25 protein-coding genes are annotated in these 25,592 nt (G+C 36.6%); 1 reads left to right on the forward strand and 24 read right to left on the reverse strand.

Annotated elements, in window-relative coordinates; genetic code table 11:
- Nucleotides 1-24: 24 nt before the first annotated feature.
- The 24 genes from KFE17_03385 to KFE17_03500 all read right to left on the reverse strand — a co-directional run bounded on the left by KFE17_03385 (nt 25) and on the right by KFE17_03500 (nt 24,711).
- Nucleotides 25-1,056 (reverse strand): HAMP domain-containing histidine kinase, encoded by a 1,032-nt coding sequence (locus KFE17_03385; GenBank protein ID QUO32808.1) that lies wholly within the window; start codon nt 1,054-1,056, stop codon nt 25-27.
- Nucleotides 1,053-1,742 carry a response regulator transcription factor gene (locus KFE17_03390; protein ID QUO32809.1) on the reverse strand — a complete coding sequence of 230 codons (690 nt, stop codon included), beginning with the start codon at nt 1,740-1,742 and terminating at the stop codon, nt 1,053-1,055. Before KFE17_03390 ends, KFE17_03385 begins: the two co-directional genes overlap by 4 nt.
- A gap of 215 nt (nt 1,743-1,957) precedes the next feature.
- Complete coding sequence (locus KFE17_03395; protein ID QUO32810.1) at nt 1,958-4,330, reverse strand: ABC transporter permease; 2,373 nt, start codon at nt 4,328-4,330, stop codon at nt 1,958-1,960.
- A 214-nt stretch (nt 4,331-4,544) separates the two neighbouring features.
- Nucleotides 4,545-6,959 (reverse strand): ABC transporter permease, encoded by a 2,415-nt coding sequence (locus KFE17_03400; protein QUO32811.1) that lies wholly within the window; start codon nt 6,957-6,959, stop codon nt 4,545-4,547.
- 158 nt (nt 6,960-7,117) lie between these two features.
- Nucleotides 7,118-9,505, reverse strand: coding sequence for an ABC transporter permease (locus KFE17_03405; protein ID QUO32812.1), 2,388 nt, complete (start codon nt 9,503-9,505; stop codon nt 7,118-7,120).
- 16 nt (nt 9,506-9,521) lie between these two features.
- Nucleotides 9,522-10,187, reverse strand: a complete 666-nt coding sequence (locus KFE17_03410; protein ID QUO32813.1) for an ABC transporter ATP-binding protein — start codon at nt 10,185-10,187, stop codon at nt 9,522-9,524.
- A 208-nt stretch (nt 10,188-10,395) separates the two neighbouring features.
- Entirely contained in the window at nt 10,396-10,569 is a 174-nt protein-coding gene (locus tag KFE17_03415; GenBank protein QUO32814.1) for a hypothetical protein, read from the reverse strand.
- Between the two features lie 30 nt (nt 10,570-10,599).
- On the reverse strand, nt 10,600-11,628 hold the full coding sequence (locus KFE17_03420; protein ID QUO32815.1) for a HAMP domain-containing histidine kinase: 1,029 nt from the start codon (nt 11,626-11,628) through the stop codon (nt 10,600-10,602).
- A complete protein-coding gene (locus KFE17_03425; protein ID QUO32816.1) occupies nt 11,625-12,314 on the reverse strand; it encodes a response regulator transcription factor in 690 nt (229 codons plus the stop codon). The genes KFE17_03420 and KFE17_03425 overlap by 4 nt, the downstream gene beginning before the upstream one ends.
- Nucleotides 12,315-12,516: 202 nt before the next feature.
- On the reverse strand, nt 12,517-12,936 hold the full coding sequence (locus tag KFE17_03430; protein QUO32817.1) for a nuclear transport factor 2 family protein: 420 nt from the start codon (nt 12,934-12,936) through the stop codon (nt 12,517-12,519).
- Nucleotides 12,937-13,007: 71 nt separating this feature from the next.
- Nucleotides 13,008-13,631, reverse strand: coding sequence for an alpha/beta hydrolase (locus KFE17_03435; protein ID QUO32818.1), 624 nt, complete (start codon nt 13,629-13,631; stop codon nt 13,008-13,010).
- Nucleotides 13,632-13,975: 344 nt separating this feature from the next.
- The gene (locus KFE17_03440; protein QUO32819.1) at nt 13,976-14,335 is read right to left on the reverse strand and encodes an MmcQ/YjbR family DNA-binding protein; all 360 of its coding nucleotides are present in this window, start codon (nt 14,333-14,335) and stop codon (nt 13,976-13,978) included.
- Nucleotides 14,336-14,692: 357 nt separating this feature from the next.
- Nucleotides 14,693-15,292 carry a response regulator transcription factor gene (locus KFE17_03445; GenBank protein QUO32820.1) on the reverse strand — a complete coding sequence of 200 codons (600 nt, stop codon included), beginning with the start codon at nt 15,290-15,292 and terminating at the stop codon, nt 14,693-14,695.
- Nucleotides 15,273-16,577, reverse strand: coding sequence for a hypothetical protein (locus KFE17_03450; protein QUO32821.1), 1,305 nt, complete (start codon nt 16,575-16,577; stop codon nt 15,273-15,275). The genes KFE17_03445 and KFE17_03450 overlap by 20 nt, the downstream gene beginning before the upstream one ends.
- 34 nt (nt 16,578-16,611) lie before the next feature.
- On the reverse strand, nt 16,612-17,259 hold the full coding sequence (locus KFE17_03455; protein ID QUO32822.1) for a hypothetical protein: 648 nt from the start codon (nt 17,257-17,259) through the stop codon (nt 16,612-16,614).
- On the reverse strand, nt 17,250-17,954 hold the full coding sequence (locus tag KFE17_03460) for a hypothetical protein (GenBank protein ID QUO32823.1): 705 nt from the start codon (nt 17,952-17,954) through the stop codon (nt 17,250-17,252). Before KFE17_03460 ends, KFE17_03455 begins: the two co-directional genes overlap by 10 nt.
- Nucleotides 17,947-18,630, reverse strand: a complete 684-nt coding sequence (locus tag KFE17_03465) for an ABC transporter ATP-binding protein (protein QUO32824.1) — start codon at nt 18,628-18,630, stop codon at nt 17,947-17,949. Before KFE17_03465 ends, KFE17_03460 begins: the two co-directional genes overlap by 8 nt.
- 275 nt (nt 18,631-18,905) lie before the next feature.
- Complete coding sequence (locus KFE17_03470) at nt 18,906-19,916, reverse strand: ABC transporter permease (GenBank protein ID QUO32825.1); 1,011 nt, start codon at nt 19,914-19,916, stop codon at nt 18,906-18,908.
- A gap of 2 nt (nt 19,917-19,918) precedes the next feature.
- Nucleotides 19,919-20,911, reverse strand: a complete 993-nt coding sequence (locus KFE17_03475) for an ABC transporter permease (GenBank protein ID QUO32826.1) — start codon at nt 20,909-20,911, stop codon at nt 19,919-19,921.
- Entirely contained in the window at nt 20,911-21,759 is an 849-nt protein-coding gene (locus KFE17_03480; protein ID QUO32827.1) for an ABC transporter ATP-binding protein, read from the reverse strand. Before KFE17_03480 ends, KFE17_03475 begins: the two co-directional genes overlap by 1 nt.
- Entirely contained in the window at nt 21,752-21,907 is a 156-nt protein-coding gene (locus KFE17_03485) for a hypothetical protein (GenBank protein QUO32828.1), read from the reverse strand. The genes KFE17_03480 and KFE17_03485 overlap by 8 nt, the downstream gene beginning before the upstream one ends.
- 157 nt (nt 21,908-22,064) lie before the next feature.
- Nucleotides 22,065-23,141: a HAMP domain-containing protein gene (locus KFE17_03490; protein QUO32829.1), complete on the reverse strand. Its 1,077-nt coding sequence runs from the start codon at nt 23,139-23,141 to the stop codon at nt 22,065-22,067.
- On the reverse strand, nt 23,138-23,806 hold the full coding sequence (locus KFE17_03495) for a response regulator transcription factor (protein ID QUO32830.1): 669 nt from the start codon (nt 23,804-23,806) through the stop codon (nt 23,138-23,140). The genes KFE17_03490 and KFE17_03495 overlap by 4 nt, the downstream gene beginning before the upstream one ends.
- A 545-nt stretch (nt 23,807-24,351) precedes the next feature.
- Nucleotides 24,352-24,711: a helix-turn-helix transcriptional regulator gene (locus KFE17_03500; GenBank protein ID QUO32831.1), complete on the reverse strand. Its 360-nt coding sequence runs from the start codon at nt 24,709-24,711 to the stop codon at nt 24,352-24,354.
- A 153-nt stretch (nt 24,712-24,864) separates the two neighbouring features.
- On the opposite strand from KFE17_03500, the gene KFE17_03505 reads away from it, so the two are divergent.
- Nucleotides 24,865-25,383 carry a nitroreductase family protein gene (locus tag KFE17_03505; GenBank protein QUO32832.1) on the forward strand — a complete coding sequence of 173 codons (519 nt, stop codon included), beginning with the start codon at nt 24,865-24,867 and terminating at the stop codon, nt 25,381-25,383.
- Nucleotides 25,384-25,592: the final 209 nt, after the last annotated feature.

The raw sequence follows: 25,592 nt of genomic DNA on the forward strand, positions 1-25,592 counted from the left end.
CTGAATAAACAGACCGCCGTTTCATTATCTTTGAGGAAGAAATATAGAGAAAGTTGAGCCTTTTCCCACCTCTGATTCAACTGTAATATAGCCGCCTTGCATAGTGATAATCTCACGTGCCAGGTATAATCCTATTCCAATCCCATCCACATCATGTACAGCTTCTTCCCGATAAAATCGTTTAAAAATAGTTGCCTGGACACTTTCCGGAATACCTCTTCCCGTATCCGCTACGGCAATTTCCAAATACATCTCCCAGTCCTGTACTGTTACGTGAATGTCACCGCCTTCCGGAGTATATTTTACTGCATTGTCTAAAAGATTAAACAATGCTTCTGAGGTCCAGCGACTGTCATGTGAAACCGTTAAATTTTCAGGACAATTTACGGATAAATGAAGATGCTTTCTTTCCATAGGAGCAAGAACCCCATTTATCGCATCTACAAGTGTATCCGCAATAGCTGTTTCTTTCTTTTCCAAAGTGATCACTCCAGTTTCCAATCGTGATGTTTTCACCATTCCCTGAATCAAAAAGTCCAGTTTATCTAACTGACTGGCAGTAGCATATAAAAATTCCTTACGTGTCTCATCAGTAATTCTTCTGGTCAACATCGTGTCATTGAGCATTTTTAGATTTGCTATCGGTGTTTTGGTCTGATGTGAAATATCAGATACCAAAGACTGTAATTCTGCTTTTTCTTCTTCTACTTTATGCCGGGTTTCCTGCATTACATGATATAATCTTTCCAGACGATGACTGATGCGTGCTAACAGTGTTTCTGCTTCATAATTTATTTGCGGACGAACGGTACTATCCATCATTTCATCTAATGTTCGGCATAGTCCATCTGTAAATACCGATAGTTTCTTCTGGAAATAATGCAAAAAAACTGCCCCCCATAGAAACAGAAGGATCATCACGCTGAAACCACCAAGTATCATCCTTATATCTTTTGTGAAGGCATAAAGGATGAACAACAAAAGAATTGATGTCAGTGAAGCACCTCCCACAATCAGCCGCAGAAAAGCTCTAGTGGATAAATTCTGTAATTTCATCGTGATTCACCGCCTATCCATTGATATCCCATTCCGTAAGCAGTTTTAATATATTTTCGTTCATCTGTTTCAATCTTTTTGCGAATCCGGCTGATGATGGTAGTAAGCGTATGCTCATCTACAAAATCCCCATCAATATCCCACAATTTCTCAATCAGTTGCCGCTTCGTTAATATAATGTGCGGATTTTTTACAAATAAAAATAAGGTACGGTATTCTTTTGGTGTAAAATCTATCACCTTTCCTTCCAAAACCGCACTCTGCTCGGAAAAGTCAATTTTCAAAACTTCATCCTCAAATACGTCATGCTTTGGTGTCCGTAATTCCATATTTGCAAAAACAGCAGCTACCTTTTTACAGAGAACCATCACTGAAAATGGTTTTGTAATATAATCTGTGCATCCGGCTTCATAGCCTTTCAGCATATCGCCTTCTTTATCATTTGCTGTGATAAACATAATATAGGTATGCTGCCCTCTTCCTCTGATTTCATCACATAAATGCAGACCGTTCCCATCCGGCAGATTAATATCCAACAGGGCGATATCAAATTCACTCTCCTTCAATCGTTCTACTGCATCCAGAAAACTGTATGCAGAAGTTACTTCATAACCATCCGCAGTAAGATTATAAGCCAGTGTTTTATTTAGTACTTTATCATCTTCTACAATTAAAATTTTCCTCAATACAGATTCTTCCTTTCCCATCTTCTAAACTTGTCGCTATTTTAAACCTCAAATGTTACAGAAATGTCCTAATCATTCATAAAATTTTGGAACTCAATATATATTATATATTTTTTCCGAGAAAATTTATATAAAATAGAAGATGCATTTGCAGAAAACATAATTTTTTTAGCAAATACATCTTCGTAATTTCTTGTCAATTTTAAAATAGTCTCTTATTCCATTGTTTTAATACGTTCCACAAATGATTTCTTTTGGCAGTATCGTATAGCCAGGGAAGCATATATCTTAGCAATTATCAATAAAATTATAAAGAAAATCAATATCTGTAATATTGGGAAAGTATAATTAAGTTTTCCGAATATACCTACCTGATTAAATATTTGGCACAAAACGTATCCTGAAAAAGTGCCAAGAACAAGTGTTATGATCATGGTTCCCAGTACATAATATAAACTCTCCATTTTCAACATTTGATATAATTGCTTATTTGATAGGCCAATGGATTGTAATATGCCAAATTCCTGTTGCCGAGACACAAGATTTGTCATTAGTGTATTGCTGAGGTTTATAATACCAAAGATCCCAATAAAAATAATTAATCCATATATTGGAAGTTGATACCCTGTCATATGCATTTTAATGGAAGATAACGCATCTTCAAAACTGAGAAACTGGATATTGGGGTTATCACCTATCGCCTTCAATACTGCATCTTCTGCTTCTGAAAGGTGTTTTACATCTGCGTTGATAACAAACTTTGTATTAAAATTCTCTCTTTCAGGATAAATTTCTGACAGTATGTTTTCCGGAACAAAGAAATATGTACCAGCATAATCTGTGTTGGTCATATCAATTGTTCCCACAATAGGAAGTTCAATCTTTTTTCCATCCGCAGTAGTTATTGCTATACAATCTCCCAAGGAAACACTATAATTTTCCCATGTCTTTAGCATGTTAGATGTATCATCAATTAATACCCCCCTCTTTTCAACGAACCTCTGATAATCTATACTTCCCGTTAATACATTATTAGACAAACGGGAAAATTCATCATTGGATAGACCTATTATTTCTTGAAATGAAGATGGTTCATCGCTATTAGGAAGGAAAATATCAGCAGAACACCCTGTTATGGAATAAACCTTGGTTATATAAGGAAATTTTGTTAAAATTTCAGCGATATCATCATTCAACGGATTTTTTTCCAATGGAACATTATTCTCTTCATCAGATAATGTTAATAAAAATTCTTTATTTCCAAATGATTGACGTGCCATATCCTCTTCATCAATAGAGGATAAAAAGGTTGCAGCACTCATTAATAAAATTCCTGAAAAGCCTAATGAAATCAAAGTTAAGATGGCTTTTTTATGATTTCTCATGAAACCTATTTTAGCTAAATTATCAGGAGTAAGTTTTCTTCTTAATTTTTTTGTATTATTTAGCTTATCTCCGGTTGATGTCGTTGATATGCGTACTGCTTCAACAGGAGAAATATTAGAAGCAATCTTAATTGGCTTATGGATTGAAAGGAGAACTGATAATTCTGTCAATAAAGATATTATAACAATAATCACAAATGTATTTAGCCAATTCCATCCATTAGGTACAAGAACATATCCTACAATGCAACCAATTATAATTCCTATAGGGATTGATAAAAGTGATAACTGATAACTTTCTTTCCTGACCATCCTTTTAATTTGTTTTTGAGTCATACCAATTACTTTTAAACGACCATATTCCTTTACTTTTCCGACTACCGAGATATAAAAAAGGCTATAAATTACCGTTGAACAAGCAATTACAATCAAAATACTAATAACTGATACGCCTAACATATCTCTGGTGGAATTGTCTACACTCTCAAAATAAGAGGAACTATACGCTATTTGTTCTTCGTGAATTCCATAGGATTCTAAACACGATTGAATTAAATTTTTAAGTTCCTCTTCTTTAAACGAACTACTTCCGGCAATTCTAAGTGTTGCATTATAAGGAATATGATCGGTATAATATGATTGCAAAAATTCTTTTGATACAAGAACTTGATAACGCCGATTTGCTCCATCATCCTTTAAAATTCCACAAATGGTGAATTTTTCCTTACTGCCTTTTAAAGGCAATTCAATTTCTTGATTTAACTCAGCCGAAAGATTCGCATGCTTCAAATAGGCTTCTGAAACTGCTATTTCATCATATTTATCAGGTAATTTGCCAATAAACTCTGTTGAATATAAATATAAATTGTTACTGTCGCGGAAATTCACATTTAATGTATAATCATCAATACGAAAACTATCAAGTAAAACTTCTGTTCCAATTAGTTCAATATTGGAATCTTTTTCTAATTCATTGATAATTTCTGGTTCTACATCAATAACAGCTGCTTGATAACGTCCCTGTAAAAATGTTTTTAATTCATATGATTTACCGAAAGTATAAAGTGCAAGTACTGTCATTAAGCAAGAAGCAAAAACGATTGTTAAAGTAATAAAAATATTTCTCCGCTTATCTGCATGAATACTCCTATTTGCTAACTTTTTCGTGATAGTACGAGTATCATTTTCAAAAGGCCAAGTCATAACATCATCTCCTTGATTTTTTTATCTCCAATATACTGTTTTACTGAGCATAATCATAACTACGATTTATTAAAAGACTCTTTATCTTTTAAAGTTAAATATTTCCTTAAAATCAGCGGAAACGAAAAGAAGTTAGTGATTTTCTGCGAAAGTTTATCTTCCTTTAAAGGCTGTTTTTCACAGATATATCTGCTTTATAGTAACAATGAAAGTACTACTCATCCCTTATAGCAGATAATATACTGATTTTCCTTAATTCAGACTTTACATATGCAGTAAAAATCAAATATACAATGGCTAAAATAGTGATTAAAGCCAATATGAACAGCCAAGGTAACACAAATGTAATACAATGATTTACTGCATCCAATCTCATACAAGCAATCACGCTTAAAATGCTTCCAAATACAAGAGATATTATCAGCGAACCTCCGAGGTAGATTCCAATCTCTCTATTCAGCATTACCTTCAACTGCTTTTGTGTTATTCCAATGGCTTCAAACAGACCAAATTCACGTTTTCTGTTCTGAAAATCAACCATAAGCATATTCATAAGACTAATGCCTCCAAAGATAAATAGGATGGCAGAGATCATATACAACGCCTTTATAGAGGAATCATACTGGTACTGTATATTTTTAACTGTCTGCTCAATCGTATTTACTTCTATTTTTTCATTTCTATCCACAATTCTTTGAATTGAAGCCAAAGCTTCATCAAAATACCCGTCACGATTTTTAATTGCAAGAATACCTGTTTGATTTGTTATCCCTGTTAGTTTCTTTGCCGTATCATATGCCATAATGAAATAAGGACTTCCTGGTACAATCGGACTATCTTTCATTAAATCAGTCCTGTCGTATATCCCTACAACAATAGCATCTATATAAAAGGTACTACCATCTAATGATCTACCTTCAATTTTCAAAGTATCACCGACCTGGGCGGTACCCTCGGCAACCAATATTCCATTTTTCTCAACCATTTCGTCATAAGAAGCTGTTCCAGAAGACAAAATTGCTTGCTTCTCATCCATCTGTTCTCGATTTAATGTCGGAAAGAAATTCGTAATGCTTGTAATAGAACCGCTTTTATCAGGAAAAGTGATTGTCATATTAATACAATTAAAAGCTGTGATTTTTTCTATTTCATCTATCTTTTCTAATTCCTGTATCAATGCTTGATTTTCAAGTGGATTTGCTTCCAGCTGCAATTTTGAACTTCCGTATGGTTCTGACTCTGTATTAAAAGAACTTCCTACTGTATTTCTTATCTGGATCAGAATATTACCAGCAGGATAATATTTGAAATTTGCCTGTTTTTCCGGGTCAATAGATCCTGCAACCGTAGAAGTAACTAGCAAAAGTGTACCACTCAATCCGAGCATAAGAAGTGTTAAGATTGCCTTTTTCTTATTTCTCTGTATGTTTATTTTTGCCAAATTAAGTGGTGTAAGTTTTCGATGCAATTTAGAACTATTTTTTACCTTTCCCGTATAGGCAAAATATTTAGCACCTTCAATAGGAGAAGTATTCATAGCCACATGAACAGGTTTGAAAATAGCAATATTAACTGTCACAAAAGCTATCACTGCAATCAAAATTGCATAAATGATTGTTGTTTTAAAATGAAATCCGTCAGGACAGCCCATAAATCCGATGATTCCACCAATAACAAGACCTAAAGGAATACCTGTCAAGGCATACAGCGCCCCTTCTTTTCTCGCCATTCGTTTAATCTGCTTTTTTGTCATACCAATCGTTCGCAGTTGCCCAAACATTTGAACATTCTTTACAATCTTAGTGTAAAAGACACCATAAACAATCGTTGCTGCTAAAACAGCTGTCAACAATGCCAGTAATGGTACAGGAATCGGAATTCCCGATTTTATTGCTCCGGACATAACTGCAAAATATTCTGTAAGATTTATCTGTTCTTCAACAATGCCTGTATTTTCTATTACTTTCTCTGCAAAGTCAAGAATATCTCCTGAATTTATGGAATCTGTATTTAGTCGTGTATATGCTGTTATCTGAAAAGAATCTGGAGCCAAATTTCGAGCGAGTTCTTTGCTAATATAGATAAAATATCCATTACTTTCTTTTGCATCATCCAAAATACCGGAAAGCGTATATTTTGCTTCTTGACCCGTTCCGGTTAGGTCAAGAGAAATTATATCTCCAACCTGATATTCCTTTCCCAAAAAGTCAATGTAATTCTGGGGAAGCATAATCTCATTTATATTTTGTGGTACAGTTCCTTCTAAGGTTTTTTCTTCCTGATGAAAAAAATAATCTTCATTTCCAAAAGCAACTGTGATTGTTTTATTATCTACATAAAACGATCCAATAGCGGAATATTCACCAATCCATGAAACATCACTATTTTGACGCAACTGAGCTGTTTGTTCATCTGTAACTCCTAGAATACCAATCTGTGCTTTATTCCTCTGTGTATCCTTAAACTTCTCCTCTGTACCTGTTGATATCAGAATGATTGAAAAAACCATACAAACAGAAAGAGCGATTGTAAGAAACAAAAAAATCTTACTTCGCTTATCTGCTTTTAAACTCCTTTTCGCCAGATTTTTTACAATTCCATTTGTATTATTTTCAAAAGGCCAAGTCATATCACATCATCTCCTTGTTTTTTCTTAATATAATGTTTTACTGAGCGTAATCATAACTACCGTTTATTAAAATACTCTTTATCATTTAAAGATAAATATTTCCTTAAAATCGGCGAAAACGAGAATCAGTTAGTGATTTTATACAAGTATTTCATCGATTATTCCATTGACTTCATCTGTTCCGTCAATGAACGCTTTTGCAAATTGTTTACTGCCCATGCTGATAAAATCAACTGTAAAACAAGCAATATTAGTAAATAAATTCCGATTTGCAACACGGGAAATTTATATGGAAGATTTGACATACCGAATAAAATTCCAACACTCTTACTTACAGGAATAGCGATAGGGATGCCAATCAAAAGCACCATTCCCAATGAAGCAAGTACATACAATAATCCTTCTGTAATAAGAGATCTGTATAACTGTTTTAAGCTTAATCCAACAGAACGCAATGTACTGATTTCCTGTTTACGTGCTTGATGATTTGATAGCGTCATATTAATCAAGTTAATTATTCCAAACAACAAAATTAACAGGGATAATATCTGTAAACTTCCAAATAGTAGATCCATAGAAGATTCCATATACTTTACGACAGCATCGTAACTACAAATAGAAAGATCCATCTTTTTGGCAGCAATTTTCTGTTGAATGACATTTTCTATTTGATTGTTGTAAGTAGTATCAGTTATAATTTCCCATGAATATGCAAAATTTTCTATACTAGGAAATAACTGCTCAGCAAGTTCCTGTGTAATCATAAGATTTGCCGGATCTATAGCATCAGTACCATTTTCCGTTCCGACAAAACTCTTATCAAAAAATCCAGATACAACACATTCTATTTCTTTTCCATTATTTTTAATCTTAATAGGTGTTCCTTTTGCAATACCTAGATCCAAGTATCCATCTGTCAATAGAATTTCAAATGGATTCTTAGGCATCTGCCCATCAATCAAGTGTTGTTCTATAAAACTTGGATTACCTTCTGTGCTATGATCTGATATGATATCACACATTCCTTCTGTGGCATCTCCGTCAATAGAAAATTGGCACATTCCTGCAGATTCTCTAATCTGTATAATCTTTTGAATTCCTTCAATATTCAAAAGTTCTTCCTTCAAAGAGGCATTCAATGGATTCATTTTCTCATTCTCAACCATTTCTTCAGAAGAATATATGCGAAAACTTCCATTGTTTACAAACATCTTTTTACGGACGAATTGCTCTGGGGTGTTACTTACTGCTGCAGATGCAGATATAAGGAGAAGTAATCCACCGAATATCAAGGACAACAAAGTACTAGCAGTTTTTTTCTTATCGCGTCCAAGATTCAACAAGGCCAAAGAGTAAGGAGAAATCTTTTTACTATGTTTTCTAGATTGCATTGGAGCATTTTGATAGGTCACATAACGTATTGCTTCTATAGGTGAAGTCATTGCTGCAATTTTTAAGGGTTTATGGATAGAAAACTTTACCATAAATATGCAGATAATAGAAACACCAATCATGACCAGAAGTATATTGGCCAAGGAAAAACCGCTGGAAATTTTATTACTTCCCAAAGCAGTTCCTGCAATTGCTCCCAAAACAATACCTGGAGGAATTCCAAGCCATGATAAGTACCGACTTTCATAAGTTATCATTTTCTTTATTTGCAGTGCAGTAGTACCCAAAGTGCGTAGCTGTCCAAAATTTCTTATTTTTTCATTAACAGAAATTCTAAATATACTTTGGATTACAATTACCCCTGCAAATAATACAAGCACAGATAAACTTGCAAAAGTTAATATACTTTCAAATGATAACCCCATATTTTCTCTAAAAAAGAGAAAACTCAAGCTATACTCTGCATCTATAGTGTTTCCGATAGACGCTATTTTTTCTTTTAAATCTTCTTTTGACATTGTATCTGCATCAATAAAACAAACATAGCTGTCATAATTTGCAGGATTGTAATTAGGAATATTTTCTATGAATTTTTTTGATACATAGCAAGAATAATTACCTTGTGATTCTGTTAAACTTTCTGTAATACCAGAAACAACAAACTCCTGTTGTTTTCCCTCTATCTCCAAAGAAATTTTATCACCTATTGAAGTATTGGGAAAATAGGTTTCTATCATTTCTTTGTCAACGGAAATTTCATTTTCTTTAGAGGGCATAGTTCCACTTTTTAAAACAAATTGATTTCTGGCAATATGGCAAGCTACTTCATCCATATAGGACAAATACAAGGAATATCCTTCAGACATTTTTATTTCTCCCAGATTATAAAGTGAGCCAACCATTTCAATTTCTGATTGATGACGTAGTTTTTCAATTTTATCCTGTGTTACATCATGATAGCTGGCTTGAAAAGTAGCTATATTACTTTGGGATTCTTGAAAAGCAAAGAATAATGTTCCGCACATCGACATCAAAAATGCTGCCAATGCAATAGCAATTACTATCATTAAATTCCGACGCTTTTCACTTTTTAAACTCCTTTTCGCCAGGTTTTTTACAATTCCATTTGTATTATTTTCAAAAGGCCAAGTCATAACATTTCACCCCTCCTCAATTTACAATCTTTCCGTCCTCAATACGGACAATCCGGTCTGCAAGTCGGGCAATCTCATTGTTATGTGTAATCATTACAACCGTCTGGTGAAACTCATAACTGGTCCGTTTGATCAATCCCATAACATCTGCACTGGTTTTAGAGTCGAGGTTACCTGTAGGTTCATCGGCCAGCACAATTGCAGGCTTAGCAACCAGAGCTCTTGCTATCGCAACTCTCTGCTGCTGTCCTCCAGAAAGATTATTCGGCATATTCTTTAGTTTATCTTCCAGAGCCAGCATATGAACTACCTCATCCATAAATCCCTGATCTACCGTATCTCCATCCAGTTCTACCGGAAGGACAATATTTTCATAAACATTCAGAATTGGAACCAAATTATAATTTTGGAAAATGAAACCAATATTTCTTCTCCTGAAAATCGTCAGCTCTTCATCGTTTTTCTTTGCCAGCTCTTCTCCGCGTACAATGACCTTTCCACTGGTAGGAGTGTCCAAACCTCCCATCATATGAAGCATCGTGGATTTTCCGGAACCTGAAGTTCCTACTACCGCTACAAATTCTCCTTCCTCTACTGAAAAATTCACACCGTCTAAAGCCTTTGTAATATTGGGCTCTGTGCCATAATATTTCTTTAAATCGATTGTCTGTAAAATACTCATATTTTATAAACTCCTTTCTGCCTTTTTTATGATAGCTCTATTATAAAATACAAATGTCTCAGAAATGTCCGAGAAAAGGAACAAAATTCAAGGAATTTCAGCCTGAATTGTTACAAATCTCGGACATTTCAAAAAAGTTGCAAAAGATACCAAATATGATATTCTGCTGTTCTTGATTTTATCTGTGACTATAATTCTGTTTAAAATATCACAGCAAACTGCCTTTTAATCCTTTTTTAAAAACCAAGACAGCTTTTTCAGTTCCCAGAAATGACATGGTTACAAGTTTGTAGCTTTGTTTTTCCATTTCCAGGAGTTTTGTATTTATTTTTTCAGTTACATTTTCAGTAGTAATGTTTTCTATTAATACGGTTTGATACATTATTCAATTCCCTCCATATATTTCTTTCCTTTATCTTGGCAGAAAAATAGAAAATGCCGATCCCTTTCCCACCTGTGATTCCACAGTAACATAACCACCCTGCTGTGTCACAATTTCCCTGGTCAAATAAAGACCGATTCCAACTCCTGGCTGATTATGAATCTCTTCTTCCCGGTAAAATCTCTTGAAAATAGATGCCTGATTGCTTTCTGAAATTCCTTTTCCTGTATCGGATACTTTTATTTCCACATACATTTCCCATTGCGCTACCGACACATTTACATGTCCACCTGTCGGGGTATATTTTACTGCATTGTCCAATAGATTAAAAATCGCTTCTTCAGTCCATTTACTGTCATGGGATACGCACAGATCCTCCGGACATTCCACCGATACATGGATCTTTTTTTGTTCTGCAGAATATAAGATTCCACTCATAGCCTGAGCCAAAGTATCATATAAGAAATGCTCTTCCTTTTCTAATTGTATCACCCCGGTTTCCAAACGGGAGGTTTTGACTAATGCCTGTATTAAAAAATCCAGTTTATTAATCTGTCCTCTTACACTTTTAAGAAACTCATTCCTCTCCTGTTCTTCCAGAGGTTTTGTCAAAAGTGTATCCACAATCATCTTCATGTTGCTTACCGGAGTCCTGACCTGATGGGAAATATCTGACACCAACGACTGTAATTCCTGCCTCTCTGCTTCTACCTTCCGGTTACTTTCCTGCAAGATGTTATACAGACGTACCAGGCGATGATGGATACGGGCAAAAATCGTTTCCCTGTCTGATACATTTTCGGGTTCCTGACTACGGTTCATCATGTCATCAAGGATCTGGCACAATTCAGAAGTAAAATTTGATAGTCTCATTCCCAACAGTTGTATCATAAAAAGCATCCACAGTATTGCACAGACTATTAATGCCATCCCAACCCATAACACTACAATATTTTTTGTCAGAAAGAATGCGACCAATATGATTGCTGTCATTGTGAGTGTCATTCCGGCAGTCAGCCAAAAAAACATCTTTTTTACAGAGAGTTTCTTTCCTATCATGCAGGTTCACCTCCGGTCCATTTATATCCCATGCCATATACGGTTTTGATATATACTGTTCCGTTTGTCTCAATCTTTCCCCGAATACGGCTTAATGTTGTAGTTAGCGTATGCTCGTCCACATAATTCTCTGTGCAATCCCATATTTTTTCCAACAACTGCTTTCTTGTTAATACACGATTGCGGTTCTGACAGAACAGGTTCAGCATCCGGAATTCCAAGGTAGATAAGGTTAACGGTTTCCCATTGAGCATAGCCGTCTGCTCTGCAAAATTTAAAAACAGCCTGCCATCATCAAAGACATCCTGCATAGATACATGATGCCGCATCATACGCAGCACATTTTCTACTTTTCTCTGTAGGGAATGGATTGAAAAAGGTTTTGTAATATAATCCACTGCTCCAAGTTCATATCCCCGGATCTCATCACTTTCCCTATCATTAGCAGTCAGAAAGATCACAATGGTATCACTATATTTTTCCCGGATTGTTTTTGCAATCACATATCCATTTCCATCCGGAAGGTTGATATCCAATAGTACCAGATCAAACTGCTGGTTTTTTAGTACTTTCATGGCTTCTTTTACCGTTTCCACAGAGACAATCCCATAGGATTCTGACTGTAGGTTGTAAACTAACATTTTATTCAAAAGCTCATCATCTTCTACAATTAAAATCTGTTTCATTTTTTTCATCCTTTACGACAATTTTGCTATAGTTTTGATTCTTATTTTACAACAGAAATGTCCTAGAAATGTTACATATCGAAAAAATTATGATTTTCTTTTTGAAATCTTAAAAATCTCTTGTAACGCAAAAAAGAAGATGCATGTCACCACACACCTTCTCATCGCTTACTAAGATCACTTTATACCGCTTGCTTAAAATTTAGAACCAATTAATTTTTTCTTCTCTAAATTGAGGCATATCACTATTTTGGTACGGATTATAGTTATGAAGATTGCAACCGAACTCCCTCAAGGATTGGATTCTATTCTCTGCTGACCATTCAATTAAAGAGATTCCATCAAATTCTTCGATGTCTCCATTATCCATAATATTTTTAAAATACCATTCAACAGCTGTCTGATTTCCTTTGTGAAAAAACTGTTTGATGTCCCATGCGATTACGCTTCCTCTCGTATTCCATTCCTGAAACCAATGTTTTACTATTTCACGATTGCGATAACATGGTCCCCAACTTTCTGTATAAATCACGTTTTCTGCAAAAATATCATCAATTCCCAAATCCTTCTTTTCCAGCCACATAGAAAACCATAATCGGATCATTTTTTCTCTCTCATCCATATATAGAATACCTCCAACGTCAAATTCATCACTGAACCTCTACATTCTTATCCACCTGTTTCAATTTAACATCATTCACATCTATAAAAATTACTGAGAATCTTTCCTAATTCAACTGGATTATCTTTATTTATTTCATGGCCGGCATGAGAAATAATCTCTAATTCAGCATGATTGATCTGCTGTTTTAATTCTATGGCTGCAGACATATTTGCCTTATCCTTTTCGCCACATAACACAAGTACCCGACAATTTATTTTTTCTAAATCCTTTTGAAAATCTAAATCCATCATGGATTTGGACAGACTGATAAAATCTTTTTTCCCAAATCCCATTTTGCGAAAACTCCTGTTTGGCATAAGGTGAAATATCATATTCTGAAATTTCAATAACCGCTTCGGCATGATATATTGCGTACCAATTAATACCAGAGAGGCTACTTTCTCTGCATGTTCCAATGCATAATGCAAAGCAAGGATTCCACCCAATGAAAGACCACATAAATGCAGAGGTCCTTCTTGCTGTTCACAATAACTCTCCAGTGCATGATATAAATTAGAATAGCTGGCTTCTTTTCCTGAAAGCCAGTCAGATAAATCAGGACAGTCGACATCCAACCCCAAATCTAATCTCTTAATTGTAGTTTCCCAATCTGAAGGCACTTGTCCCAGTCCATGCAAAAATATGTATTTCATTCAATTTTTCCCCTTTCATTTTTAATCTTGTAAGATTTAAAAAGGGACTGCCCATGCCGCAGCACTAAGTATTCCCTTCTCATGGTTGATTTTTCTGTTGTCTGCCAACCTCCAGCACCTGCGTCTGGAAAATAACAGGTTTTTCCGTTGCCTGCCAACCTCCGACACCTTCGTTCGGAAAACGTATCAGATTTTAGGTGTCAACCCACCGCTGATGCATAGCTTTTCTAATTTACATTCTACGCGAAATATGTGAGAAATACAATTACCATTTTATATTCTGGTACTCTTCTACATTTTATACATTATTCAATCTATACTTTAACCTATTAAATAAACTTATACTATATTTTCCCATCAATCAAATCATAACTCATATCCAAAAAGTCCAATATTTTTGCTTCGCTTACTGATCCATCCAGCAACATGGTAATCCAGTACTTTTTATTCATGTGATATCCCGGTAAAAATCCAAAGGTTTGCGTCAGTAGTCCCACCATATCCGGATTACACTTTACATCTATAATATCTATTCTTTCATTTTCTTCCATCCCTAGTCTGGATTTTTCGATATTCATAATAATTGCGTACCATTTCCCATTTTTATTCCGAAGGACCGCGCTCTCCGGAGATTCTTTCCAAAGGTATTCTGGAACTGTTCCATATTGCTTTTTTACATACTCAAAAATTTCTTCCCGTTTCATTGCTCACATTCACCCCATAGTTTCATTTTATTTCTCTTTTGGTCAAAAATCGGGCAGGACATCTGCCCTGCCTTTTACCTATGTTTCTTTCATTTATTTTGATTGTCTGCTGAAGCTACCTTACATGCAACTGGTATCTCTAACAAAAAATAACCTATTTTATAGATTATAACATTCCCACATTACTTCTACAATCTGGAATTACGATTATTGTAATTTTTCCAAATGCTGTATCCTTATATATCCAAATCCGAATACAGTCCAGTCACAATATTCTTCAAAGCAGCAATCGCACTGACAAGAAATAATATATAGTTTCGTTGATTCATGATGTAGATCAAATAGATAAGCCCAAATTCATATAAACGGCTCAATATATCCCATTTTTATTGCTTTTTTGAAAGCTTCAATAAAATTTTTCGCCTCCAATTTTTCATAAATATGTTGAATATGATTATAAAGAGTTCTCTCGCTGATATACAAATCCTTAGCGATTTCATTCTTTGTTTTCCCTGTTCCAATCGCCTTAATAATTTCCACTTCACGATCTGTCAAGGGATCTAATAAAGGGGAATCAGTGGATTTGTAGCCTTTACTAATAGCAGTGAGCTTTTTTACCAACTCATCAGCGGAGGCAGATTTGTTAATATAACTTACGGCACCTCTTTTAAGCGCTTCCTGTCTATAAACCGGCATATCATAAGAGGATAGCATAACTACCTTTGTTTGTGCTTGCTTCCTATATATTGTTTCTATCAAGTCAATGCCAGAACCCCTTGACTGATCTCTTAGGTTGACATCAAGCAATACAATGTCCCATTCTTCTGCGGAAAGAATATTCCAAAACTCTGTTTCATTACTTGCATAGTGACAGATAGAGATTTCGTCCCAATCTTCTAGAAGTTTGCTTAAACTCTCTCCAAATATCCTATGGTCATCAAATAATAATATCTTCATTTTTTCTCCCCAAAACTGCCGTTGCAGTTAAAATACCATCTTTCTCTAAATACTGAATGTTACCACCATTCCCATTTATCAACACTGTCAAGAACAACATACCACCTTTGGAAGAAAGGATATTTTCAATGTCACTTGGTTTCGCTCCATCGTTTTGACAGGTAATTACGAGTTTGCTTTCTTCATTTAGCACGATTTCCAAATGGATAAAAGTAGCGGCAGCATGTTTATAAACATTGTTGACAAGCTCTTTGATTATCTGCATAGCCTGTTCCAAACTGTCACTTTTTTTCAAAGCAATCCTTGCTTCGCCGTCAATGGTGAAATCTACAAGTATATCCTTTTGGGGGTACAGTTTCTTAATAGCGGCAAGCATATATTCGATATGTTCCCATGAAGAATATCCTGAAAAGATATTGGAAGAATAGAAATTCATTATATTTCTTACTCGCAGTTCCAAATCGGATAATATCCTTTTTGTTTCATCAATATCTGGTGAACGAAGCGACAGGAGGTTTTTGGCACCTCCAATATCTTGAAGCACATCGTTATGAAGCACCCTTGAGAAACCTTCTCTCTCATTTGCAATATAATTCGTCAATCCATAATACTTTGTTAGTTCCTTGTAACGGGCTTCCATGTCGCCAAGATGAAGGACAGCAAAAGACTCAAACAAAAGCATTATAAGTTGAAAAAACACATTGACTTGTAGGGTAGACAAATCAAAGCAATAAAGTACAACTGTAAACAAGGGAATCATGAAAATGAGGACATATCTTGCTTTTCTTTGGGCGATCGGAAGAATGTTAATCTGTTTCAAATTTATATATCTATAATCAAGGAAAATTCCCAAGAACATTCCAACTAATATAGTTACAGCTGGAAGAATTTGGAAATGGAAAAATGACAATATAATAGCCGCAATTCCAAATAGCAGGCGAACTATCTTTCCCGGGCTTGCATCGGTTCTTACCAGTATTATTCCAATAATCAGTGCAAAAGCCAGAAATATACCCGTATATAAGGTGGAAAATCCATCATACATCAAGGCTGCAATAAAGGATACAGAAAGCACATTCCAGCTACACTCGGATACTGTTGCTGCTCGCCTTGATGCCATTACATGAAGATAAAGCAGATTGAAATAACAAAGTAAGATAGCAATCGACAATAAGTTGATTGTTCCATCATTCGTGATCCCTTTATGAACTCTATCCAGTATAACCCATAAAGTCACAATACCTGCATGAAGAAACAAATACGGGTAAAAGCGTTTATCCTGCATAGGACATTCCTCCTTTCTGCTAAAATACACTATGTTAGTAGTATGACGATACAATCCGTTCTTTTGTTATCAGACATAAACCACACGCAGTCAAAACTATTATACTCACTGGAGAAAATAGTAGCAACACCCATATATTATTCAGTTTCATAAATATCCCACATTTTAAGACAAGCAATAAAATGTGAAGTAGTGTTACACAAATAGGGATGCCCTTAAACCAGTTCATATTTTTAATCCAGAGAATCAAAACATTTATAAATGCCGAATACAATATACTAAGAATTAGAAAATAGGTGCCTAATAACATAATAAGGTTTGGCAAGCGAATGGAAATCATCAAAAGTAGAGGAAACAAAAGAATCAACGTACCAATCCATAGTGATAGCAGATTCTCCATGATAATACTTGAGATTTTAATACCATTAGCAAGTTTCCATTCTATTCTCTTTGTAATTTTTTCTTGTTGCAACATATCCTTGCTTATTTCTCCTGCAAAAAAGATAAATAAGCATAGGTAGCCATCAAGCATAAAATACTTTATATCAGCGCCAAATACAATGTTCTCTGAAATATCCCCGAAGTTCATCAGAGAGATTATGCCGAAGATAGTTGCTACCGCACTCATAAATATAAAATTCCAGTTCAATACCCTTTTAAGGTTTAAGGTTATCAAACCCATTCGCCATCCCTCCTGATAACTGTTTCGTTGCTCATGTGCCGAGCCTTAAAGAAACTTAATAGTACAAACATAATACAAAGTACAACATCAACCACAATAATCAAATAGTCAATTCCTATGTGATGTTCACTAACAAACTCTGTAATTCGTTCTGCCGACATTGCAATCAAATAAACCAGTGCAAAATTACCAAAGAACAGAACATTTTTGAACAGTTTTACTCGTTTCATATCTAGTACAATGATATTCAAAGCGACAATCTCACAAAAACTAAGTGCAAGAATACTAAGATAAACGCATACGATCCGCCCAAAGCTCATTGTCCAGTTGGTAAAGTAATAGCAACTCATAAAAACAAAGAACGGGATAATTCCAGAAAAGCGGAAAATCTGTATCGAATACTGTTTGATAATCTCTTTTACCGCAATTCCAGAAGCTGCAAAAAATTCAATTCTCCGGCTTAACTTATCCTTTGCTGTCAAATCTACAATCATAGCACCGGATTGCAGGGAGGTAAGACCAAAAATAACCGCATAGAGCATTAGCACTAAATAATCTTCTCCCTTAGACTGCAAGGCATCCATCCGCATTGCAAAGCTCATAAAAATTGCCAGAATGGCAACAATCACAGTATCCATTTGGAGACTTTTACTTCTGGTAAGATAGTAGCCTGCGCCTTTTCCCATGTTACTCATGCCGATTGCCCTCCTTAATAAAGATTTCTTCCAGTGATTGACCTTGCATTTCTTGAACACTCTTATCAAACAGTAATCTCCCATTTTTAATCATAGATACATCATCAGCACACTTTTCAATCTCGCTAAGGTCATGTGATGTGATAATAACCGTTTTTCCGTCAGCTTTTAGAGCCTCTATCAAATTTCGGATTTCTACTCTGGATATGGGGTCTACACCCGATGTTGGTTCATCCATGAGCAGAATATTTCGTCCCATCATAATAACAATTAAGAGGGACAGTTTTCTTTTCATTCCTTTAGAATAAGTGCTAACACGCTTTTCTAAATGTTCGGTCAATCCTAATTGCGTACAGTAGCTGTCTGAACGATTATTTATTTCAAATCCAAAGTATTTCCCGAAAATTTTCAGATTTTCAAGACCAGTCTTTTCTTCATACAGATAGTCATTTTCAAGTTGCATTGCATATTTTCCTGCAATGTTGATTGTTCCTTCATTTGGCTGATATACCCCGGTAATCAAGCGTAGCAATGTGGTCTTTCCAGAACCGTTCGGACCAATAATCGCATGGATGGTGTTTGCTTTTACATTCAGGCTAAAATTCTCAAACAAAACTCTTCCACTAAAAACCTTTGTTAAGTTTCTCACATCAATCGCATTTTGAATCTCAGACATATTTTTTGCTCCTTTCGTTTGGTGCTCCACCATATAGATATAGTGTATAGAACGAATGGGCATTTTACATGAGTAATTACTGCAATTTTTTAAATTTTTATAATATTGAAAAGTAGCTTGAAAAAACTAATGCCACAAGATAGAAAAAATCTCGTGGCTTTAGCTTACAAATGTTCAAATTTATAGCCGATTCCGGAGACACTCTCAATATAATTTGAAAGGTCTGCTTCAAAGCGTAACATCTTGCGCAGCTTATTTGCTCTATAAAGGCTCTTTTAAATATGTTTTCTTTGTTGTTTGGATAACAACAAGTAGAGTAAAAACCATAAGACACAATGGAGGGTGAGGATAACGATGTCCTTAATCGCTGTTGATGCAGTTCCATTTGCTAAATCCATTATGCCCTCAAAAGTGGCGCTGGACGGGATTAGGTAACAAATGTAGGAAAGAACTTTGTTTCCTGCACCAATCAAATAATTCAGGATCGGAACTGCCATAAATACAATCATCACGATTTTAATATAGACCACGCCTACCATCATGCCATCAGAGAGTTTGCCGACAAACAAGCCAATCAGAGCCGACACAAATGCGGAAAGGACAATCAATGCTAGCATAACCGCCGCTCCTGTGAAAGAGAGCCGAAAGCAGATTACTGCCGTAAGAATAGCGGACAAGCAGCCAAATACAAAACCGACAAAAATCTTCTGAATCATATACTGCCAGTCCGTCATAGGCAGAATTTCATTGATCAGCGCAACACCATCTTCTTTTTCAGAAATGATGTTCATAGCGTTAAAGGTACATCCCATAAACATCGCTACAATTAGGGTAATTGCAATAAAGATATTCTGATAGCCAGACATCATGTCCTGCCGTTCTAATACCTGCACTCTGGCCTGTTTTGCCATTTCTCTCTGTGCATAGAGAGCTGGAAGTGTATTCGCTGTCTGGCGGAACATTTCTAGTTCATCCCCGGAAAGGATGGTCTGGATGCTGTCCCCGTCCGTTTCCACTCCGATTAGGTTTGTGGAAGGCTCATTGATAGCTGCAACCAATTCTTCCTGTTCTGGATAAACGGTAACTGTACCATACCGTTCCAGCCATGTGGTTACTTCATCATTCGTGCCTTGTTCTGTCACTCCAAAATGAAATTCCCCCAACGAAGAAAGATCAATGGATCCGACAAAATGCAATGCCACAGCAACTATAATAGGCAGGAGAAATGACATAATGCAAAACTTATCTTTCCGGACACTTTTCAGCTGATACATAAGTCCTTTCATCACTACCCCTCCCTTCCCATTTCCTTATGAAACGCTGCTTCCACAAAGATAAAAAGTAACAAAATTGCACTGATTGCACCAATATAATACACCGGGTTGATAGTCGTGATACCGAAAAAAGCATTTTTTAGCCCCATGTACACATGATAAAACGGATGATAGTCAATCCATGCCATCTTTACAGATGTATTTGCTGCCAAGAATACCGGTGTAGCTGCAAAGAGTGCAATCACCAGATAAGCAAGTGAAAACTGTTTAAAATCCCTAAGAATCATGGTACACCCAAAACCTGCCAATGCCATAATCAACGAAAGGATGGCTGTCTGTACCAAAACGCCTGGCAGAACCGCAACCCCATCAAGTCCAACATTCAACAACACCATTAATGTTGCAAAAATCAAATCCGTAAGTAAAAAAAGTATGATTTTGGAACATACAAACAGACTTTTTTGAAGCGGCATAATCGCATGGACACGAATGACACCCATCTGTTTTTCTTTGAACAGCACCGAAGCAATCCCCAAAAATCCAACCGCAACAATCTCAATAAATACAAGTTCACAAGTAATTTCCCTGCGCTGTTTTGTTTCCGTAGTATAATTGCCCACTGTTTCTGCTGTATAGTTCTCATCCATAGACAGCAGAGACAGCGCATAGTCCACTCTGTGTTTATCCGCTTTTTCCGTTGCCTCATAGAACCTGACATGGGGAGTTCCATTGCTTACATCAATCCCAACACCGTTGGTATCACCGACAAGAGCTGCATCTAACTCTTCTAGCGAGGACACTGGATGGACCAAAGAGGAAACCTCACGCTGTGTACCTTCCGGATCATATAAATACACGTTGTAGAGCTTCGCATCCATAAAATTTACATAACCAAAATTAATAAACAAGGTATACAGTATCAGGGAACAAAACGCCACCAGAAAAAATTTCCCGGATATCATCATCCGGCAGTCTTTTTTGAATAAAGAAAGAAAGCATTTCCACATCAAGACAGCCCCCTTCCTGTATACTGAATAAAGACATCCTCCAAAGTCGGCTCCTGGGAATGGATACTGATGATTTCATCATACGCAAAAGCCATGCTATCCTTCAGTTCCAAGGTTCCCATGATCTGCTCTTCCCGTTTTCCTTGATACAGATAGGAAATCACAATACGATGATCGCTGTTTTTCTCCTTTAAGTTTCCCGGCGTATCCAGTGCAACAATATTGCCGCCTGCGATAAATGCCACCCGGTCACAAAGTAGATCTGCATCCAGCATATTGTGGGTAGTAAGAAATACGGTTGTACCCTTTTGTCGTTCTTCCTCAATAATTTTGCGAAATAGCACCGCCCCGGCAGGATCAAGACCACTGGTTGGTTCATCCAAAAACAAAAGCTTTGGATTACTGATCAACGCCCGCGCCATACTTACACGCTGTCGCATTCCTTTGGAGTAGGAAGACACCGGTTTCTTCCAGAAGTCCTTTTTTACTTCTAGCATAGTCAAAAGTTCTTCTACATCTCGCAACTGTTCTTCTGGATAAAAGGATGCAAAATAATTCAGATTATCTACTGCACTCAAATTCGCATACAGATAGGGGAATTCAAATAACACGCCGATCTTCCGGAAAAACTCCTGCGTATGAACCTCTTTGAGGTCCTTTCCAAATAGAGAAACTTCTCCTCCATGTCCTTTTAAGATTCCCGTCAATATTTTCTGTGTTGTGGACTTCCCAGAACCGTTTGGTCCCAGGAAACCGAAGATTTCCCCGTCTTCTACGTTGAAATTTAGTCCATGCAGCGCCTGTTTATCCTTTCCATAGGAAAACATCAGATTTTTTACTTCAATCATCTTCCTCACCCCATTTTCCTATCTGACCTTTTTTCTTCTCTTTTTCCCGTTGATTCCACCATTTCATAAATTTCACCTTAAACGGGATAGAAACAATCAAAAGCACCAAAATCACAAGCCACCAATACCATTCCAATCCTAAAAACATATCGTGTCCTCCTTATTACTTCTTTTGATAGGATAAACATAAAAAAACGCATTGAAATTGAGGTGAAGTCGAAGTGAAGTTGGTGTGAAATATCCACAAAAAAAGAAAAACCCTCATCTCTCTGTAAATGAAAGCTTTTCCATCTGTATTCTATGATTTATTTTACGGCAGGAATTGTAAAATAAAACTTCACACCGCCCGGTTGATTCTCCACTCCATAGGAGAATCCCTGCATGGATAAAATCTGTGCAACAATGGCAAGTCCAAGTCCGGAACCGCCATAGGAAGCATTGGGATTTCTGTAAAACTTGGTCCAAATTTTTTTCAAATCCTCCTTTGAAATTTCCCTTCCCTCATTGTAAATAGAAAAATGCAAACCGTCTTTCTTCTCAGTCAGGGATAATTTCAAAATACCGCCTGGAGATACGTTTCGTTTCGCATTCACAATCAGATTATCCAGAACCTGCTCCATGCGCCCTTGATCTGTATACACATAAACTGGGCTCTCCGGAAGTTCATATTCCAATACAAAATCCGCATCCGGCGTATCGATCAGCAGTCGTCCTGCTATCGTTTCCACAAACTCTACAAAGTCAAATCGTTCCGGCTGGAGATTGGTTGCTCCATTTTCCAATGCGGATAAATCTAAAAGTGTGGTGATCAGACAGTTCATACGTTCCGTCTCCTGAATGATCACTTCCGTATATTTCTGCCGTTTCTCTTCACCTGTTTCATCCTGTAATCCTTCCGTATATGCCCGAATCACTCCCAGCGGAGTTTTCATCTCATGGGAAAGATTGTCTACCAACTCCTTACGTTCAGCCAACAGCCGTTTTTTCTGCTCCACATCCTGCTCTAATTTCAAATTGGCATCTTCTAACGAAACAAAAGCCTGCTGCAGATTTTCCGCCATCTTATTCAGGCTTTCTGAAAGCTCACCAAACTCATCCAAGCTTGTCACCTTACAAGGTTTGGAAAAATCCAGCTCTGCCAGATTTTTCGCGGCCTCATTCAGTTCTGAAACTGGCTTTGTGATAAAACGTGCCATCAACAGGTCAATGGCGCAGATCAGCACTACCACAAATGCCAGCCATATCACAAAGGAAATATCTGCATTCACTGGCAGTTTGGTGGACAGTATATAAGAAACAATCAAGGCAACACCAATCAGCTTGGAGGCAAGCAGTATCTTCTTTCGTATGGTAAAGATGTTCATGTTTTCGTTGATCTTCATACACTCACCTCGAACTTATAGCCGGAACGGATCAGGGTAACAATGTGCTTGCCCTCATCGCCCAATTTCTGTCGCAGGGTTTTGATATGGGTATCTACTGTCCGAGTCGTTCCTTCAAAATCGTAGCCCCAAATCCGATTAAGCAACTGCTCTCTGCTGAATATCTGGCTGGGATTTGCCATGAAGAAATGCAGCAGTTCATATTCCTTATGGGTTAAAGTGATTTCCTGTCCGTCCACAAAGACCTTGTGGGATGTAGGGATGATCGTAATTTTTCCGGCATTCATAGAATCGGTGGGCGTAATCGAGGATCGGCGCAGCAAAGCGCCTACCTTTGCCAGTAACACTTTAGGACTGAATGGTTTTGTGATATAGTCATCGGCTCCCAACTCATAGCCTTTCAGTTTATCTTCTTCCTCGCTTTTTGCAGTCAACATGATAATGGGAAGGTTACTCATTTCCCTTGCCATCTTGCAGACGGAAAAACCGTCAAGGTGGGGCATCATCACATCCAGTATCATCAAGTCCATGGGATTGTTTTTCAAGATCATTAAAGCGTCCACGCCATCATCAGCCGTAAAGCAGGTGTGGCCGCCTCGATGCATATACTCGACAATAATGCTCTGCATATTCTTTTCATCTTCAACAATCAAAATATTTGCCATATAGAGGAGCCTCCTTTCACTTTTTCTTATATCGTCGGTCAACCGGCTTTTCTGCCTTTTTTGGTATTAGCCAGACAGTAGCCATTTTTACAGCACCGGGGACGCGTCCCTCGGTGCAATAATAGTTTATCATTCGGGTAGAGATACCCCATTTCTTGCTTGCCTCTTTCAGCATCATGTAGTCCAAATAGTTTCCCACCAATATGACTTATTATATTTCTTTTGCTCGAAGAATACAAGGCAAGGAATATGAATAAGAAAGTGACGTATAACTCATATCCAGAAATAGCCATGCACTGTAAGAAAAACTCGGAACACCGGTAGAAAAGATACCTCCTGTCTACACATTTAGGACGATAAAAGTCCACGAATTTCTTCAATCTTAATATGCTTATGAAATTTCCAAACATCTTAAAATCCTGCATATTTTCCCATCTGGTCTGATGAATCAATTTTTCACTTCTGGGAGTATGCCATATCCCCACAAATGGCTATATCATCTTCAATAACAATGATTTTATTCATACGGTTTCATCTCCTAATAATCACTGTTTCTTGGATGAGTCACAAGAGTTCTGTATATCTAAACTCTCCAAATACCCCTCTCCCCAATTGCACATTGCTTCCAATACAGGAATGATACTTTTTCCAAAAGATGTTAAAGAATAGATTGTTTTAGGCGGTTTTTCAGGAATAACTTCTCTTAGTACCATCCCATCGTTTTCCAAATCACGAAGCTGCTGCGAAAGCATTTTAGCCGTTGCTTTTGGAATAAGTCGTTGCAATTCCATGTAATGAAGCGGGTTATCCATTAAATGCCAAAGAATAAGCGGTTTATATTTCCCGCCTATCAAAGATAATGTCGCTTCTACAGGACAATTAAATGGTTCTTGTGGCCGCTGCATAATAGTTCTCTCCTTTCAGATCCAGGCACTTTCCTTTTGGGAACTATCTTCCCTGAAAGTACATTCTTGTAGATTATACTGGTGGTGTTACAATATAGTCAATGGTTGATTTGATAATCTCCCAAATATATAAAGAAAGAGGAATTTAAAATTATGGAATTACTTGAAACTGCAAAGAAACGATTCTCTGTCCGTAGCTATACGGATCAGAAAGTAGAGCCGGAAAAATTAAATAAAATTCTGGAGGCTGCCCATGTTGCCCCGACAGCAGCCAACCTTCAACCGGTTCATCTAATTGTAGCCCAAAGCGATGAAGCACTCGCAAAAATAAGCATGGCAGCAAATATCTATAATGCCCCATTAGCAATCATTGTCTGTGCAGATCACAACAAAGCGTGGGTACGTCCTTTTGACCGGAAACAAACTGGAGATATTGATGCATCCATTTTAACAGACCATATGATGCTTCAGGCAACAGAATTAGGGTTGGGAACCGTATGGGTATGCTTTTTTAAACCAGATGTAATCAAAAAAGAATTTCAACTGCCAGATAATTTGGAACCAATCAATATATTAGTCATCGGGTATGGAAAAGAAACCCCGGCAGACTCAGAACGTCACGTTACTACCCGTATTTCTATGAAAGAATTGGTTTCCTACGACTATTTGTAAAAAATCGTAATTGTATTTCTTTAGAGAGTGTATGTAAAGGGTCGTAAAAATGCTTCACAGAATTGTGACCTACATGATTGCGGCTCTTTTGTTATTCGTTTACTCTCAAAACTGTAAGTGTAATTGAATCCTTCTATTGTTATAATTTAATTGTATTCCAAGTAAATCCCATTCTGTAAAATGCAAGTTTCCGAAATATTTCCGAACTT

Origin of the sequence: Faecalicatena sp. Marseille-Q4148, from assembly GCA_018228665.1 — a bacterium.
In the GTDB taxonomy this organism is placed as follows: domain Bacteria; phylum Bacillota; class Clostridia; order Lachnospirales; family Lachnospiraceae; genus UBA9414.

What these genes read in the sequence shown, in the direction of transcription:
- KFE17_03420 (QUO32815.1), bottom strand. Translation starts at nt 11,628, where the DNA reads ATGATAGGAAAGAAACTCTCTGTAAAAAAGATGTTTTTTTGGCTGACT.
- KFE17_03415 (QUO32814.1), bottom strand. Translation starts at nt 10,569, where the DNA reads ATGTATCAAACCGTATTAATAGAAAACATTACTACTGAAAATGTAACT.
- KFE17_03400 (QUO32811.1), bottom strand. Translation starts at nt 6,959, where the DNA reads ATGACTTGGCCTTTTGAAAATAATACAAATGGAATTGTAAAAAATCTG.
- KFE17_03385 (QUO32808.1), bottom strand. Translation starts at nt 1,056, where the DNA reads ATGAAATTACAGAATTTATCCACTAGAGCTTTTCTGCGGCTGATTGTG.
- KFE17_03495 (QUO32830.1), bottom strand. Translation starts at nt 23,806, where the DNA reads ATGGCAAATATTTTGATTGTTGAAGATGAAAAGAATATGCAGAGCATT.
- KFE17_03440 (QUO32819.1), bottom strand. Translation starts at nt 14,335, where the DNA reads ATGAAACGGGAAGAAATTTTTGAGTATGTAAAAAAGCAATATGGAACA.
- KFE17_03430 (QUO32817.1), bottom strand. Translation starts at nt 12,936, where the DNA reads ATGGATGAGAGAGAAAAAATGATCCGATTATGGTTTTCTATGTGGCTG.
- KFE17_03505 (QUO32832.1), top strand. Translation starts at nt 24,865, where the DNA reads ATGGAATTACTTGAAACTGCAAAGAAACGATTCTCTGTCCGTAGCTAT.
- KFE17_03485 (QUO32828.1), bottom strand. Translation starts at nt 21,907, where the DNA reads ATGTTTTTAGGATTGGAATGGTATTGGTGGCTTGTGATTTTGGTGCTT.
- KFE17_03450 (QUO32821.1), bottom strand. Translation starts at nt 16,577, where the DNA reads ATGCAGGATAAACGCTTTTACCCGTATTTGTTTCTTCATGCAGGTATT.
- KFE17_03490 (QUO32829.1), bottom strand. Translation starts at nt 23,141, where the DNA reads ATGAAGATCAACGAAAACATGAACATCTTTACCATACGAAAGAAGATA.
- KFE17_03445 (QUO32820.1), bottom strand. Translation starts at nt 15,292, where the DNA reads ATGAAGATATTATTATTTGATGACCATAGGATATTTGGAGAGAGTTTA.
- KFE17_03460 (QUO32823.1), bottom strand. Translation starts at nt 17,954, where the DNA reads ATGAGTAACATGGGAAAAGGCGCAGGCTACTATCTTACCAGAAGTAAA.
- KFE17_03405 (QUO32812.1), bottom strand. Translation starts at nt 9,505, where the DNA reads ATGACTTGGCCTTTTGAAAATAATACAAATGGAATTGTAAAAAACCTG.
- KFE17_03475 (QUO32826.1), bottom strand. Translation starts at nt 20,911, where the DNA reads ATGTGGAAATGCTTTCTTTCTTTATTCAAAAAAGACTGCCGGATGATG.
- KFE17_03455 (QUO32822.1), bottom strand. Translation starts at nt 17,259, where the DNA reads ATGGGTTTGATAACCTTAAACCTTAAAAGGGTATTGAACTGGAATTTT.
- KFE17_03500 (QUO32831.1), bottom strand. Translation starts at nt 24,711, where the DNA reads ATGCAGCGGCCACAAGAACCATTTAATTGTCCTGTAGAAGCGACATTA.
- KFE17_03435 (QUO32818.1), bottom strand. Translation starts at nt 13,631, where the DNA reads ATGAAATACATATTTTTGCATGGACTGGGACAAGTGCCTTCAGATTGG.
- KFE17_03470 (QUO32825.1), bottom strand. Translation starts at nt 19,916, where the DNA reads ATGAAAGGACTTATGTATCAGCTGAAAAGTGTCCGGAAAGATAAGTTT.
- KFE17_03480 (QUO32827.1), bottom strand. Translation starts at nt 21,759, where the DNA reads ATGATTGAAGTAAAAAATCTGATGTTTTCCTATGGAAAGGATAAACAG.
- KFE17_03465 (QUO32824.1), bottom strand. Translation starts at nt 18,630, where the DNA reads ATGTCTGAGATTCAAAATGCGATTGATGTGAGAAACTTAACAAAGGTT.
- KFE17_03410 (QUO32813.1), bottom strand. Translation starts at nt 10,187, where the DNA reads ATGAGTATTTTACAGACAATCGATTTAAAGAAATATTATGGCACAGAG.
- KFE17_03425 (QUO32816.1), bottom strand. Translation starts at nt 12,314, where the DNA reads ATGAAACAGATTTTAATTGTAGAAGATGATGAGCTTTTGAATAAAATG.
- KFE17_03395 (QUO32810.1), bottom strand. Translation starts at nt 4,330, where the DNA reads ATGACTTGGCCTTTTGAAAATGATACTCGTACTATCACGAAAAAGTTA.